Raw genomic sequence first — 13,970 nt, 5'->3', positions numbered from 1 at the left:
TCCGGCTCGCTGGGCGCACGCCGTCGACGTCGCGGACCACTGGTCGGAACAATTGGCGCGCTGGCCCCTAAGGATCTACTGGGGGACCTTGAGTTTTGCCGAGGCGCTCGAATAGCCACCGTCCGGCGAGCCCCAGCGGTTCGTCCTGCCGATGGGCCGCGACGATAGGAAATTGGGGCGACTGACCGGATGTACCTCGGCGCTTGACGGAAAGGCGTACCAGGCGACCACTGGCGATGTCCTCGGCCGCAGCCGGTTCCGGCAGGCTTCCCCAGCCAATGGCGGCCCGGATCAGCGCGTGCTGCGCCGCCGGATCCGTCACCCTCCACGTGTTCAGGGCCGCGACCCGCCGGTCCTCGCCCGGTACGGCCTCTCGCGGCTCGCTCAGCACGATTTGAAGGTGATCCCGCAGCGCATGCTCGTCGAGTTCCTCACGCTTATGCGCCAGCGGGTGCGGCGCGGCCGCGACTGTCACGAGGCCGAGCTCCGCGATGGGTTTCCGGACGAGAGTCTCGGGCAGCATGAGGTCTACGAGCACGCGAATGTCCGCCTCGCCTTCCGAGAGCCCCGGCATCTGCCGGCCCACGCCCATTGAGAATGGCAGGACGGACAGGCGGAGCTGAACGGTGGGAAACGCTTCCCGGAAGGCCGCCAGGGCCGGCGCAATCATGTCTATGGGGATTGCCGCGGCGACCACGATCCGCAACTCGGTCTCAAGTCCGCGCGTGATCTGGCGGGCGCTTGCGCGAAAGTGTCCGACATCGTCGAGGATGCGACGCACCTGGGGCAGCAAGGTCCGCCCGGCCTCGCTCAGCGTGGGACGGTAGGCGCTGCGGTCGAAGAGCTCGGCCCCGACCTGCTCCTCCAGCTTCTGGACCGCGTAGGTGATGGCCGACTGCGCGCGGTTGAGCCTGCGGGCCGCCGCCGAGAAGCTCCCGGCCTCCACGACGGTGACGAAGACCTCGAACTGGTCGAGCGAGAGAGCGTCCATCTCCATCGAGATACATGAAGGTGTTCATCAAAACTATCCCCGTTTTTTCGGAGATTGCTCTGGGGCATCTCTGTCGCATCGCAGCCCGCTGCCACAGAGGTTTCCATGACCGTCGCCCACACCACCGAACTGCCCATCTCCGCTCCCCCCGTCTCCACCGGCAAGCCGCTCCGCATCGCGCTCTGGGTCGCTCAGGGTCTCGTCGCCGCGATGTTCGTCATGTCCGGCTTCATGAAGCTCGCGACCCCGATCACCGAGCTTGCGGCGATGATGCCCTGGGCTGGTCAGGTCTCCCCCGCCTTCGTCCGCTTCATCGGCGTGGTGGACCTCGCGGGCGGCATCGGCATCCTCCTGCCCGCCCTGACCCGTATCCAGCCTCGCCTGACCGTGCTCGCGGCACTGGGCTGCGCTGTGCTGCAGGTGCTCGCCTTCGCCTTCCACGCGTATCGCGGCGAGTTCGAAGTGCTGCCGGTGAACGTCGTGCTGCTGGCTCTCTCCGCCTTCGTGTTCTGGGGTCGCAGCCAGGCGGCTCCGATCCTGCCCCGCGCCTGATGGCCCGAGCGACGGACCGGCTCAGCCACGAGCCGGTCCGTCCGGCGCTCCCACATGAGAAGGACAAGCCGATGACCACACGTCTGCCCACGTATTTCATCAGCCACGGCGGCGGTCCTTGGCCCTACCTGGACGGCCCGTTCCGCCGCGCGTTCGACCAGCTCGAACAGTCGCTCGTAGACATCCGCCGTGAACTCGGCGACGCGCCGCGCGCCGTGCTCGTCATCTCCGGCCACTGGGAAGAGGACGGCTTTGCCATCTCCTCGGGCGAGCAGCCCGGCATGGTCTACGACTATTCCGGGTTTCCCGAGCATACCTACAGCATCCGCTACAAGGCACCGGGCTCCCCGGAGCTGGCGCGGCGCGTGCAGGACTTGTTGCGGACTGGTGGCGTTCAGGCCCGCCTTGATCCTGAGCGGGGCTACGACCACGGAACCTTCAGCATCCTGAAGCCGCTGTATCCAGGGGAGGATATCCCGGTCGTGCAGCTGTCCATCGACCGCAGCTACGACCCCAAGCTCCATCTCCAGCTCGGCCGCCTGCTCGCGCCGCTTCGTGACGAGGGCGTGCTGATCATCGGCAGCGGCCTAAGCTACCACAACCTGCGCGAGGCGCGGGGCCCTGAAGGGCGCGAGCCGTCGCGCGTGTTCGATGCCTGGCTCCATGAAACGGTTGTTGCCGCGACGCCCGCGGAGCGGACCCCCCGCCTGCTCGACTGGGAGCGTGCGCCGTCCGCGCGTGCCGCTCACCCGGAAGAGGATCATCTCATCCCGCTCATGGTGGCCGTCGGAGCGGCCGAGAGCGAAGCGGGAGCGGTCGTCTACCACCAGAAGGATCTGTTCGGCGGCATCACGGCATCGAGCTTCCGTTTCGGCCAAGTGCCCACCGCGCCCTGAGCTCTCGCTACCCTCGATCATCAGCCTCTGAAGGAGGTCACCATGACAAGGCCGGCCAAAGGCACTGCCGTCACCCGGTGCCGGAAACGCCTGATCGCCGCTGAACGACAGCAATCTATCCCGAAACATCGGTAAGTCACGTCACCAACGAGGTACCATGCCCTTCGACAAACTCGACCGTTACACCCCTTACGCCCTCGCGGCCCTGCGGATCGCCACGGCGATCATCTTCATGCTCCACGGCACGCAAAAGCTCTTCGGCTTCCCGGCCCCGCCGCAGAGCGGCCTGCCGCCCCTCGCCTCGTTGTTCGGCGTGGGCGCCGTCCTGGAGCTCGGCGGCGGGCTCCTGATCCTGCTCGGCTTGTTCACGCGCCCCGTGGCGTTCCTGCTCGCGGGCGAGATGGCGGTGGCGTACTGGACGTTCCACGCTCCGCGCGCGCTCTACCCCGTGCTCAACGGGGGCGACGCGGCGATCCTCTACTGCTTCGTGTTCTTCCTGCTCGTCTTCACGGGCCCTGGCGCGCTGAGCCTTGATGGCCTGCGCAAGGGGGAACGGTACCGGCCAGCCATCGCCGGTTGATTGCGCACGTCGTCATTGGAGTGGGAGCACTGTCCTGCGCTCCCACAGTTCTTCTCGGATGCGACATGCCGGCTCGGTCCTCATGAGCGAGCCTGCGGAGTAGTCGCCCGCGATGAGCGCCTAACACTTGAACGAAAGAGCCCCCGCTCCGGGGCGAACGGGTCCTGGGTGCGAGGCACCTCGGGATCCGGCCACTACGGGCGGGGGCTATCTAAGACGAGAGATAATCAATCGCGGAAGTAGCCCGGGTGCCTTGTTCTCATTTCCGCGCTGAACGCTAGCGATCTGGAGAGGTGGGCTCTGAGTGCGCGATCCGCCACGTCGCATTCCCCTGCTGCGATTGCTTCCAGAATAGCCGCGTGGTCCGCCACAATCTGTCGCGCCTTGCCATCCACGGGTAGATGAAGCCGACGCAGCCGATCAATCTGGCCCGAGTTGCGACGAACAATGGTCCAGAGGTCAGGCACCCGCGCTGCCTCATAGAGCGTCTGGTGGAACAGGCTGTCCAAAGTATTGAAGTCGTCGAGTTCGCCTAAAGCCGCGAGCGCTTCCTGGCGGGCGAGGATTGAGCGCAGACGTGCGACGAGGTCTGGGTTTGGAGTTTCGGCCAGCGTTCGCACCACTTCCACCTCGACCGAGCGTCGCAGGAACTGCGATTGGCTCGCCGCCGCGAGGTCGATGGCGCTGACTACCGTGGCGTGCTGGGGGAAGATGTCGACGAAGCCCTCCTCTTGCAGGCGCAGCAGCGCGTCTCGGATCGGCGTCGAGCTTACACCGAACTGCTCCTGCAGTTCCCCTCGATTGAGAACCGTCCCGGGCGGCAGAGTGAGGGAGATGATCTCATCCCTTAGCACATCGAAGACCTGCGGGGCGGCCGGACGGGAGCGGTCGCGCAGGGGGGTAAAACTTCTGACTGTGGCGTCCATCAATGGGAACTCGCTGCAGGGCGGCTTGCCCCGCTTCGCACATTCCATAGCACGAATCCAGATTGACACACTAATGCATTAGCGTACTAGTGACCTTAAATCCCGTCTTGTACGGGTGAAACACAGGCTCACACAGAGTCGATCAGGAGGAAGCACGATGGTGAAGCTCGGAACGTGGCTCGCGATGTCGGCGCTCGTGGCCTTGGGCGCAGGTGCCTGGACGAGCGCTGCGATGGCGCAAGCCAAGAGCGAGGTCTCGATCACCCGCCAGCCCGGCATCCTCTACATGCCCACCCACGTCATCGAGCGGCAGAAGCTCATTGAGAAGCACGCTGAGCGCCTCGGCGTCTCCGGTGTCACCACGAAGTGGATCACCTTCTCCGGCGGCGGCGCGCAGACCGACGCGCTCCTGTCTGGTGGCGTCGATATCGTGAACACCGGGACCGGCAACCTGCTCCTCCTGTGGGATCGCACCCGTGGTGGCGTGAAGGGCATCGTGGCGAGCTCGGCCCTGCCGCTGGCGCTGATCACCCGTGACCCGAAGATCCAGAGCATCAAGGACCTCGGCCCTGGGGACAAGGTGGCGGTGCCCACCGTCAAGGTGTCCACCCAGGCGATCTTGCTCCAGATGGCGTCGGCCCAGCTTTACGGGGCGGACCAGTGGGGCAAGCTCGATGCCAACACGGTCCAGCTCGGGCATCCGGACGCGGCTGCGGCCATGTCCAACCCAACCCACGAGGTGCGCAGCCACTTCGCCGCGCCGCCCTTCCAGTACATCGAGATGAAGAACGTGCCGGGCGCCCGCATCATCGCCCAATCACCGGACATCATCGGGGGGCCTCTGAGCCAGGCCCAGTTCTTCACAACGACCAAGTACGCCGACGCCAACCCGAAGATCATCCAGGCTGTGCGCGACGCGAGCCAGGAGGCGCAGGACTTCATTCGCAAGGACACGAAGGCCGCGGTGGAGATCTACAAGGAGGTGACCGGCGACAAGACGAGCGTCGAGGACCTTCTGGAGTGGCTGAAGCAGCCCGGCATGATGGAGTGGAATCTCCAGCCCCAGGGCACCATGAAGTTTGCCGAGCACCTGCACCGGGTCGGCACTCTCAAGAACATGCCGAAGAGCTGGAAGGACTACTACCTGCCGGTTGCTCACGACCTCTCCGGGAGCTGATCCCGGCAGGCTTGTCTCCCACCGCGTTCCTCAACCCTCACGGCCCCGCATGCCGGGGCCGATCCCGAGGTCTTGCCCGATGCAACCCCTTCTCGACGTCAGCGGCGTCACGCTCCGCTACAAGACGCCAAGTGTCCTGGTCACCGCTACAGAGCGCGTCAGCTTCGAGGTGAACACGTCGGACCGCTTCGTGCTGCTGGGGCCCTCGGGCTGCGGCAAGTCCACCCTGCTCAAGGCGGTGGGCGGCTACCTGCACCCGAGCGAGGGCGAGATCCGGATCAAGGGCCGCAAGGTCACCGAGCCCGGCGCGGACCGGATGATGGTCTTCCAGGAGTTCGACCAGCTCCTGCCCTGGAAGACCGTGCTCGATAACGTCATGTTTCCGCTCCTGAACGCCCGGAAGATGGGGCGCTCCGAGGCGCGGGACCGGGCGGCCGCCTACATCGAGAAGGTCGGCCTCACCCGAGCCATGAACTCCTACCCGCACACCCTGTCGGGCGGCATGAAGCAGCGCGTGGCCATCGCCCGCGGCATGGCGATGGAGCCCGACATCCTCCTGATGGACGAGCCCTTCGCGGCGCTCGACGCGCTCACCCGGCGCACCTGCCAGGACGAACTGCTTCAGCTCTGGGAGGAGACCCGCTTCACGGTCATGTTCGTCACCCACTCCATCGCGGAGGCGATCAAGATCGGCAACCGCATCCTCCTGCTCTCGCCGCATCCCGGTCGGGTTAAGGCCGAGGTGGTGGACGTGGAGCACGCCTCCCCGACCGACGGCTCCGCCGGACGCCTGGAGCGCGAGATCCACGAACTCCTTTTCGCGCAAGACGGGCATGGGGAGTAGCCGCCATGCCCATCCCGAACGCCAAGGTCACCCCCATGTCCACCACCGCCGCCCAGCCCCGAATTGTCATGCGCTCGGACGCGTCAGCGGCCGACACCATGGGAGAGGTCGAGCGCAAGCTCGGCACGCTGGAGCTCCTCTGGGGCACCGCCTTCGTGCGAAAGGCCCTGATCATCATCGTGCTCGCGGTGATTTGGGAGGCTTACGCCCGCTTCCTCGACAACCCGCTCCTGTTCCCGACCTTCATTGAGACGCTGGAGGCCATGCGGGAGCGGATTGCCGACGGCACGATCCCGGCCCGGGCCTGGGCCTCGATCAAGATCCTGCTGATGGGCTACGCCTCCGGCATCGCGCTCGCGGCGACGCTGACGATCCTCGCGGTGAACACCCGGATCGGCACGGACTTCCTCGAAACCATGACCGCAATGTTCAACCCGCTGCCCGCCATCGCGCTGCTCCCTCTGGCGCTGATCTGGTTCGGGCTAGGCCAGGGCAGCCTCGTCTTCGTGCTGATCCACTCCGTGCTATGGGCGGTCGCGCTCAACACCCATTCGGGGTTCCTGGGCGTCTCCCAGACGCTCCGAATGGTCGGGCGCAACTACGGCCTCAAGGGCTTCGCCTACGTTACTCGTATCCTCGTCCCTGCAGCGTTCCCGTCGATCCTCACGGGGCTGAAGATCGGCTGGGCTTTCGCCTGGCGGACGCTGATCGCCGCGGAGCTCGTCTTCGGCGTCTCGTCGGGCCAGGGAGGTCTCGGCTGGTTCATCTTCGAGAACCGCAACAATCTTGAGATCCCAGCGGTGTTCGCGGGGCTCCTCACCGTGATCGTGATCGGCCTCGTGGTGGAGAACCTCGTGTTCCGCACGGTCGAGCAGAAGACCATCCGCAAGTGGGGAGTGTCCAGTTGAGCTCGACGCCCACAAGCCCCCCACGCCCTCAGGACCCCGCCATGACGACCCGTAAAGCTCCAGGTGACCTGCGCAGCGCGCGCTGGTTCGCCCCCGACGACCTGCGCGGCTTCGGCCACCGCTCCCGCATGATGCAGATGGGCTACGCCCCGCAGGACTGGGCGGGAAAGCCTGTCATCGCGATCCTCAACACCTGGTCCGACATCAACCCCTGCCACTCCCATTTCAAGCAGCGCGTCGACGACGTGAAGCGGGGCGTGCTGCAGGCGGGGGGCTTCCCCGTCGAGATGCCCGGCATCTCGCTCGCCGAGAACTTCGTAAAGCCCACCACCATGCTCTACCGCAACCTACTGGCGATGGACGTGGAGGAACTCCTGCGCTCGCACCCTGTGGATGGGGTCGTGCTCATGGGCGGCTGTGACAAGACAACCCCGGCGCTGCTCTTGGGCGCGACAAGCGCAGGGCTGCCTGCGATCTACCTGCCCGCAGGGCCCATGCTTCGCGGCAACTGGAAAGGCAAGGTGCTGGGCTCCGGCTCCGATGCCTGGAAGTTCTGGGACGAGCGGCGCGCCGGCACGATCTCCGACCAGGACTGGGTCAACGTGGAGGCCGGCATCGCCCGCAGCCACGGCACCTGTATGACGATGGGCACCGCGGCCACGATGACAGCGCTCGCCGAGGCGGTAGGCATGACCCTGCCTAACGCCTCTTCCATTCCGGCTCCGGACGCCAACCACCCCCGGATGAGCGCCGAGTGCGGGCGACGCGCGGTCGAGATGGTGTGGGAAGACCTCACCCCCGCCCGGATCCAGACCCGGGAGGCCTTCCTCAACGCGATCACGGTGGCGATGGCGATGGGCTGCTCGACCAACGCTATCATCCACCTCATCGCCATGGCCCGGCGTGCGGGCCAGGACGTCGGCCTCGACGACTTTGAGCGCGCGAGCCGGATCGTGCCGGTAATCGCCAACGTGCGCCCGAGCGGCGACCGCTACCTCATGGAGGACTTCTTCTACGCGGGCGGCCTCATCGGGCTCATGAGCCGGATCCGGGAGCACCTGCACCTCGACGCCATGACTGTGACCGGCCGGACGCTCGGCGAGAATATCGAGGGCGCGGAAGTCTACAACGACGACGTGATCCGCACCATTGAGAACCCGATCTACGCCGAGGGCGCGCTCGCGGTGCTGAAAGGAAATCTTGCTCCCGACGGCTGCGTGATCAAGCCCTCGGCCTGCGAGCCCCGCTTCCTGCGCCACACCGGCCCGGCCCTCGTGTTCGACGACTACCCGTCCATGAAGGCGGCGGTCGACGACGAGGATCTCGACGTGACGGCCGACCACGTTCTGATCCTGCGCAATGCAGGCCCGCAAGGCGGCCCCGGCATGCCGGAATGGGGCATGCTGCCGATCCCGAAGAAGCTCGTGCGGCAGGGGGTGAGGGACATGGTCCGCCTGTCGGATGCCCGGATGAGCGGGACGAGCTACGGGGCCTGCATTCTCCACGTCTCGCCGGAGGCCTATATCGGCGGGCCTCTCGCGCTGGTTCGCACCGGCGACCTCGTCAGCCTCGACGTGAACGCCCGCACCATCAACCTCGACGTCTCCGAAGAGGAGCTCGCCCGCCGGCGCGCCGAGTGGACGCCGCCGCCCGCCCGCTTCGAGCGCGGCTATGGCTGGATGTTCACGCGCCACATCCGGCAAGCCCACGAGGGTTGCGACTTCGACTTCCTTGAAACCGATTTCGGCGCCCCCGTGGGCGAGCCCGCGATCTTCTGACCTCCCGACCCGGACACCCGACATGGCCCTCAAGCAAGAGACCCGCGACAAGCTGAAGACCGTCGCGACCCCCACCATCATGACGGCGCTCTTCAAGCGCGGCCTGCGTAACCAGTGGATCCAGGACGTACGCCGGATCAATCCGGCGGCGGGCACCATGGTCGGCGAGGCCTTCACGCTCCGCTACATGCCCGCGCGCGAGGACCTGAACGACCTCTCGGTCTTCCGCGACCGGGCGCACCCGCAGCGGAAGGCCGTGGAGGACTGCCCTCCGGGCTGCGTGCTCGTGATGGACAGCCGGAAAAACCCCCGCGCGGCATCCGCCGGCTCGATCCTGATCTCCCGCCTCATGGTGCGGGGCGTGGCGGGCGTGGTCACCGACGGAGGGTTTCGCGATACGCCCGAGATCGAGGGCCTCGCGATCCCCGCCTATCACAACCGCCCCTCGGCCCCGACGAACCTCACGCTGCACCAAGCCATCGACATCAACGTACCCATCGGCTGCGGGGACGCTCCTGTCTTCCCTGGCGATGTGATGGTCGGGGACGCCGAGGGCGTCCTCGTGATCCCGGCCCAAATCGCCGACGAGATCGCGGACGAGGCAGTCGAGATGACGGCCTACGAGGACTTCGTCACCGAGAAGGTGCTTGAGGGCAGCTCGATCCTTGGCCTCTATCCCGCGACGGACGAGCAGTCCCTCGTGGACTTCAAGGCTTGGCGCCAGGCGAAGGGACGGTAAAGCCCCATGACGATCCATGCGAAAAACTTCATCGCTGGCGAGTGGGTCGAGGCGGCGCAGGCCGCTCCCGACCTCAACCCCTCGAACACCGGCGACGTAATCGGCCACTTCCCCCGAGGCTCCCGGGCGGACGCGGAGCGTGCCATTGCTGCTGCCAAGAATGCCTTCCCGGCCTGGTCCCGCTCGACGCCGCAGGTGCGCCACGACGCCCTAAAGCGGATCGGCGACGAGATTATCGCCCGCAAAGACGAGATCGGGCGGCTCCTGTCGCGCGAGGAGGGCAAGACGCTCGCCGAGGGCATCGGCGAGACGATGCGCGCGGGCCAGATCTTCCTGTTCTTCTCCGGCGAGTGCCTGCGAATGGCGGGCGACAAGCTCGCCTCTGTGCGCCCGAGCGTGGATGTGGAAGTGACCCGCGAGGGCGTCGGGGTCGTCGGGCTCATCACGCCCTGGAACTTCCCCATCGCGATCCCCGCGTGGAAGATCGCCCCGGCGCTCGCCTACGGAAACACGGTGGTGTTCAAGCCGGCCGACCTCGTGCCTGCGACCGCTCACGCGCTCTCCGAGATCATCGCGCGCTCGGGGCTTCCGGCCGGCGTGTTCAACCTCGTGAATGGGCGTGGCTCGGAGGTCGGTCAGGCGATCCTGGAGCACCGGGACGTGGCGGCGGTGTCCTTCACGGGCTCGGTCGGCACGGGGCGGCGCGTGGCGCAGGCCTGCATCGGGTCTGACCCCATGAAGAAGGTTCAGCTAGAACTCGGGGGCAAGAACCCGCTTGTGGTGCTCGACGACGCGGACCTGAAGGTGGCGGTAGAGTGCGCGATCAACGGCGCATTCTTCTCCACTGGCCAGCGCTGCACCGCCTCCTCGCGGATCATCGTCCAGGACGGGATCCACGACCGGTTCGTCGAAGCAATGCGGGAGCGCATTAGCGCCCTGAAGGTCGGCGACGCCCTCGACCCCGCGACCCAGATCGGCCCCGTGGTCGACCAGAACCAGCTCGACCAGAACCTGTCCTACATTCGCATCGGCCGGGACGAGGGCGCGACGCTCGCCGCAGGCGGTGAGCTCCTCTCCCGGGACGCCCCGGGCTTCTATCTCTCGCCCGCCCTGTTCACGGGCGTCAGCAACCGCATGCGTATCGCCCGGGAGGAGATCTTTGGTCCCGTGGCCGGCGTTATCCGGGTGCGGGACTACGACGAGGCCCTGGAGGTCGCGAACGACACGGAGTTCGGCCTGGCGTCGGGCATCTGCACCACAAGCCTGAAGTTCGCGAGCCACTTCAAGCGCAACGCTGAGGCCGGGATGGTGATGGTGAACCTGCCTACTGCGGGCGTGGACTACCACGTTCCCTTCGGAGGCCGGAAAGGCTCCTCCTATGGGCCCCGCGAGCAGGGCCGCTACGCCCAGGAGTTCTACACCACGGTGAAGACCGCCTACACATTCGACGGGAACGAACCCTACGTGCCGAGAACCCGCGCGAGCGAGTAGGACACAGGGCAACGGGGTACAGCCTCCGAACGTCACCACGGAAGTGGGAACGCTGCCCTCAGCTCCCACGGGTTTCCTCTAAGCAGACATGCCGGCTCGGTCCTCATGAGCGAGCCTGCCGAGCGGTCGCCCGTGATAGGCGTCTAACACTTTAACGAAAGAGCCCCCGCTCCGGGGCGAACGGGTCCTGGGTGCGAGGCACCTCGGGATCCGGCCACTACGGGCGGGGGCTGATAGCGTCCCCAGTCGGGCGCCTGCATCGTCAGGCAGGCGCGGGCAGAGGACGGGGCCGGAGTACATCCGTCCTGGCCGGGTCCCGTCGAGGGGGCTGGTGACGCCCGCCGCCTCGAAGACCGCCAATGTCCGCTGGGGTAAGCCTGATATGGGAGTGAGGCCCCTGTTTCGCAAGGGATCGAGTCCCCGCTCCCGAGGCTTTCCGGCATCTCAGGCGGCCAAGATCCGCACACGCTCCACAAGACGCGCCCGGGCCTCGTCGAGGAGGGCCGCGTTCCTCTTCGATGACAGCGTCTCGCGCGCCTTGCGACCTAGGAGCTAGGCGATGCGCTCGCCGTAAGCTCCCGAGGGATGAGGGAGGCCATCAAGGATACGATCCCCCGACAAGATGCCCTTGCGAGCCACGGGGATCCAGACCGCGTTCGTGAGCGCCTTCGCCTCCACGGCAAGATGGGTCTCGACCTACCGCCGGAGCAGCGGGGTCGACACGATTGTGCAGGTACCCTTAGCCTGCAAATTGTCCCGATAAACTGCAACGGATTGGCCTCATAAATTGCGTATGGGGTCCACTCCGCCGTGGCATAGTCCCGCCGCTGGCCGTGTGCCTTGCCAGAGCCGCGCGTAGGATCCGAAGCGGTCGATCCGGAGGGCGTCATGCGGGCAGGAGCGCTGGACAGGCAGGTCATCGTGGGCCCCGGTCGGGAGCTCGTGGCCATCGGCCTTTGGCAAGGGAGGCCGCGCCGATCACCAGGACGCGATGGTCCGCCTCCGCCTCCGGCGCCCACTTGGGGTCGATCTCGATGCCGTCCTGATTTGGGTGGCCAGGATCGACCCGTGCACGGTCGATTGGACGCACCTCCACGACCATCGCGAGGCCGGACCCCATGCGGGGACGACCTTCGCCCTTTCGCGCGGTTCACGCTACGCGAGCCACAGGAGCGCCGCGCGGCGATCTAGGGGCCGTAGAAAGCATTCATTTCAATGCAAGTCTTACAGTGGATCACCTTTGCGGCGGGTGATTAAAGCCTTGGCTCGGTCGAGCAAAGCGCTCAACTCTTGCAACGTTTTCTGAAAATCACCTTCTCCTCCCGCCCGATCTGATTGGGGGTCTGAGTTGCCACCGTAAGGAGCTAATTCGGAGAGGTGTTCGCCAGAAGGACTCAAACGGGCCGCGGCAGCGAAACACCAAGTCCAGCCTTTCGCTTCCTTATATATCGGCCCGCACCGCAGCTTCCGAACCTTCGCTTCCGATGCTGCCTCAGGATAACCCCGTGACAGCCAATCTTCCAATGCTTCAATCCTATCTCTCAGACTTGATGTCTCCAATTCGCAGACCATGACGCCGACGTAGCTGTTCACCGGCAGTGACGCTATGGCTGCTTTGTGCAAATCACGTTGTATTTCGCTGGCGACCCCTCGCTCATCAAAGATTTTGAGTTCGATGACCGCATTCGGCTCCGATCCGTCATAGGCAACCAGATCAGCGCGCCACAAACCGATTTCCGGATACATACTTGCTGAGTCCAGGCCAAACTCCTTCGCAAGAGTCGTATATTGCCGCTCTTGCTCCACATCGAGTTTGGTGTACTCTGCTATCTTCTCAGCCATTAGGGCCTGCATACCTTTTTCGGGTAATAAGTGTATAGCCTCTAATTTATGACGATTTTGAAATTCAAGAATAGCACTAGTGCCACAGTAGTAGATTATGTCGAGCCAATCGGCTGATACTAATCTCGTCATCATTCGTCTCCAAGTCAGAAAGGAAGTTACATTTCCAGAGGGCGCACGGTTCCCTCACCTCTCGGCGTTATCAAAGCGGTGCGCTCAACCTTCTCAGTCGATAACCCATCCAGCGGCGACAAGCTGGTCGATATTTCCAAAAACCCTCGACTCCCCCGATTGACGGTCGTTAACGCTGACCGGCCCACCCATCATGCGGCAACCCGACTCGACCGTGCCGAACGCTCCCGAGACGTGCTTGACGGCCATTTGGCAATCAGTGATTTCCAATCCAAGAAGCACCTGGCGTGTCAAGGACCGAAGCTCCTCAGACCAAACGAAGCTTGGAACGTCAGCCGCCATCATCGGTCCGTTCGGATTTAAGTTTTTCGGCGCTGCATCCGCCAAGGTTTGCCTCGGCGCCCGCGGTTCTGGCGTTTGCCAACACGAGAGCCGGGATGCGATCCTCCAAGTTTAGCGTAGGCCGGGATGTGATCTGGATGCCATGTGCCAGGGCGAGGAGGAGCAGTTCGGCGTCCGCTCGGGCGCGGTGTTCGGCGGGCGTTTGCTCAATCCAATGGAGAGCGCGGTCACGGGTATTGTTGTCGAGGGTGCGAAGGAGCTGGTGCCAATCACCGAGCGGACAGGGAAGCCTGAGGCCCGCAGGCTTGAACAAGGCGCGTGCCCATTGAGCGTCATAGGGACCGCCATCACACCAGAGCACCCGGCACGTCGTAAGCGCCTCACTTACTGCTTTGGCGACCAGGCTCGGGGGCCGTCCATGCGCTTTCGCCTCTGCTTGGCTGATGCCATGAACCGCGCGTGACGCCTTGCTCCAGTCGCCATGCTGAGTCCATTCGTCCGTCGGGCAGATCAAGGTGGACCAGCTGTAGACTGGCTCGTCGGGCGCTCCCCAGAAGGCAAGCCCCACCTCGATGGGGTATCCACCTGGCTCAAGCGAACTTGCCTCGAAGTCAATCGTGTACAGAGGCCAGGGAAGTACGGGCGTTCTGTTCATGGAGCCTCTGCTGCTTGCGCATGGCATATAGGAGCAGCGGTACGACAAATATGGACGCATGGGGAACCGGTCGATGGGCATTCCGGGCCGCTGCCCGCTGGAAAATGAACTATGCTC

The 13,970-nt window shown here is 65.2% G+C and carries 14 protein-coding genes; 9 read left to right on the top strand and 5 right to left on the bottom strand.

Going from position 1 to position 13,970, the window contains the following annotated elements; genetic code table 11:
• Positions 1–67 precede the first annotated feature (67 nt).
• Entirely contained in the window at positions 68–991 is a 924-nt protein-coding gene (locus tag F0L46_RS17805) for a LysR family transcriptional regulator (protein ID WP_188312029.1), read from the bottom strand.
• Positions 992–1,096: 105 nt separating this feature from the next.
• Here F0L46_RS17805 and F0L46_RS17800 point away from each other — a divergent pair, with 105 nt between their 5' ends.
• From F0L46_RS17800 to F0L46_RS17790, 3 genes are all read left to right on the top strand, one after another.
• A complete protein-coding gene (locus F0L46_RS17800) occupies positions 1,097–1,543 on the top strand; it encodes a DoxX family protein (RefSeq protein WP_149820007.1) in 447 nt (148 codons plus the stop codon).
• 71 nt (positions 1,544–1,614) lie between these two features.
• Positions 1,615–2,439 (top strand): DODA-type extradiol aromatic ring-opening family dioxygenase, encoded by an 825-nt coding sequence (locus F0L46_RS17795; RefSeq protein ID WP_149820005.1) that lies wholly within the window; start codon positions 1,615–1,617, stop codon positions 2,437–2,439.
• 157 nt (positions 2,440–2,596) lie between these two features.
• A complete protein-coding gene (locus tag F0L46_RS17790) occupies positions 2,597–3,019 on the top strand; it encodes a DoxX family protein (protein WP_149820003.1) in 423 nt (140 codons plus the stop codon).
• Positions 3,020–3,246: 227 nt separating this feature from the next.
• Here F0L46_RS17790 and F0L46_RS17785 read toward each other — a convergent pair whose 3' ends face one another.
• Positions 3,247–3,945, bottom strand: coding sequence for a GntR family transcriptional regulator (locus F0L46_RS17785; protein ID WP_149820001.1), 699 nt, complete (start codon positions 3,943–3,945; stop codon positions 3,247–3,249).
• Between the two features lie 184 nt (positions 3,946–4,129).
• On the opposite strand from F0L46_RS17785, the gene F0L46_RS17780 reads away from it, so the two are divergent.
• The 6 genes from F0L46_RS17780 to F0L46_RS17755 all read left to right on the top strand — a co-directional run bounded on the left by F0L46_RS17780 (position 4,130) and on the right by F0L46_RS17755 (position 10,882).
• Positions 4,130–5,122 carry an ABC transporter substrate-binding protein gene (locus tag F0L46_RS17780; RefSeq protein ID WP_438646691.1) on the top strand — a complete coding sequence of 331 codons (993 nt, stop codon included), beginning with the start codon at positions 4,130–4,132 and terminating at the stop codon, positions 5,120–5,122.
• A 79-nt stretch (positions 5,123–5,201) separates the two neighbouring features.
• Positions 5,202–5,966 carry an ABC transporter ATP-binding protein gene (locus F0L46_RS17775; protein WP_149819997.1) on the top strand — a complete coding sequence of 255 codons (765 nt, stop codon included), beginning with the start codon at positions 5,202–5,204 and terminating at the stop codon, positions 5,964–5,966.
• Positions 5,967–6,034: 68 nt separating this feature from the next.
• A complete protein-coding gene (locus tag F0L46_RS17770; protein WP_240540048.1) occupies positions 6,035–6,874 on the top strand; it encodes an ABC transporter permease in 840 nt (279 codons plus the stop codon).
• A 41-nt stretch (positions 6,875–6,915) separates the two neighbouring features.
• Positions 6,916–8,652, top strand: a complete 1,737-nt coding sequence (araD, locus tag F0L46_RS17765) for an L-arabinonate dehydratase (protein ID WP_149819995.1) — start codon at positions 6,916–6,918, stop codon at positions 8,650–8,652.
• Positions 8,653–8,674: 22 nt separating this feature from the next.
• Complete coding sequence (locus tag F0L46_RS17760; RefSeq protein WP_149819993.1) at positions 8,675–9,391, top strand: ribonuclease activity regulator RraA; 717 nt, start codon at positions 8,675–8,677, stop codon at positions 9,389–9,391.
• 6 nt (positions 9,392–9,397) lie between these two features.
• Positions 9,398–10,882: an aldehyde dehydrogenase family protein gene (locus F0L46_RS17755; protein WP_149819991.1), complete on the top strand. Its 1,485-nt coding sequence runs from the start codon at positions 9,398–9,400 to the stop codon at positions 10,880–10,882.
• A gap of 1,224 nt (positions 10,883–12,106) precedes the next feature.
• On the opposite strand, the gene F0L46_RS17750 is transcribed toward F0L46_RS17755, so the two are convergent.
• The 3 genes from F0L46_RS17750 to F0L46_RS17740 form a co-directional block, all read right to left on the bottom strand.
• Complete coding sequence (locus tag F0L46_RS17750) at positions 12,107–12,856, bottom strand: hypothetical protein (protein ID WP_149819989.1); 750 nt, start codon at positions 12,854–12,856, stop codon at positions 12,107–12,109.
• A 93-nt stretch (positions 12,857–12,949) separates the two neighbouring features.
• The gene (locus F0L46_RS17745) at positions 12,950–13,150 is read right to left on the bottom strand and encodes a hypothetical protein (RefSeq protein ID WP_149819987.1); all 201 of its coding nucleotides are present in this window, start codon (positions 13,148–13,150) and stop codon (positions 12,950–12,952) included.
• Between the two features lie 37 nt (positions 13,151–13,187).
• On the bottom strand, positions 13,188–13,853 hold the full coding sequence (locus tag F0L46_RS17740) for a hypothetical protein (RefSeq protein ID WP_149819985.1): 666 nt from the start codon (positions 13,851–13,853) through the stop codon (positions 13,188–13,190).
• Positions 13,854–13,970 lie beyond the last annotated feature (117 nt).

Source organism: Salinarimonas soli (assembly GCF_008386575.1).
GTDB lineage: Bacteria > Pseudomonadota > Alphaproteobacteria > Rhizobiales > Beijerinckiaceae > Salinarimonas_A > Salinarimonas_A soli.
This window is presented reverse-complemented; position numbering and strand designations above follow the sequence as displayed.

Bases quoted from the DNA above. Each gene is read 5' to 3' on its own strand.
- F0L46_RS17805 (WP_188312029.1), bottom strand. From the start codon at position 991: ATGGACGCTCTCTCGCTCGACCAGTTCGAGGTCTTCGTCACCGTCGTG.
- F0L46_RS17800 (WP_149820007.1), top strand. From the start codon at position 1,097: ATGACCGTCGCCCACACCACCGAACTGCCCATCTCCGCTCCCCCCGTC.
- F0L46_RS17795 (WP_149820005.1), top strand. From the start codon at position 1,615: ATGACCACACGTCTGCCCACGTATTTCATCAGCCACGGCGGCGGTCCT.
- F0L46_RS17790 (WP_149820003.1), top strand. From the start codon at position 2,597: ATGCCCTTCGACAAACTCGACCGTTACACCCCTTACGCCCTCGCGGCC.
- F0L46_RS17785 (WP_149820001.1), bottom strand. From the start codon at position 3,945: ATGGACGCCACAGTCAGAAGTTTTACCCCCCTGCGCGACCGCTCCCGT.
- F0L46_RS17780 (WP_438646691.1), top strand. From the start codon at position 4,130: ATGTCGGCGCTCGTGGCCTTGGGCGCAGGTGCCTGGACGAGCGCTGCG.
- F0L46_RS17775 (WP_149819997.1), top strand. From the start codon at position 5,202: ATGCAACCCCTTCTCGACGTCAGCGGCGTCACGCTCCGCTACAAGACG.
- F0L46_RS17770 (WP_240540048.1), top strand. From the start codon at position 6,035: ATGCGCTCGGACGCGTCAGCGGCCGACACCATGGGAGAGGTCGAGCGC.
- araD (WP_149819995.1), top strand. From the start codon at position 6,916: ATGACGACCCGTAAAGCTCCAGGTGACCTGCGCAGCGCGCGCTGGTTC.
- F0L46_RS17760 (WP_149819993.1), top strand. From the start codon at position 8,675: ATGGCCCTCAAGCAAGAGACCCGCGACAAGCTGAAGACCGTCGCGACC.
- F0L46_RS17755 (WP_149819991.1), top strand. From the start codon at position 9,398: ATGACGATCCATGCGAAAAACTTCATCGCTGGCGAGTGGGTCGAGGCG.
- F0L46_RS17750 (WP_149819989.1), bottom strand. From the start codon at position 12,856: ATGACGAGATTAGTATCAGCCGATTGGCTCGACATAATCTACTACTGT.
- F0L46_RS17740 (WP_149819985.1), bottom strand. From the start codon at position 13,853: ATGAACAGAACGCCCGTACTTCCCTGGCCTCTGTACACGATTGACTTC.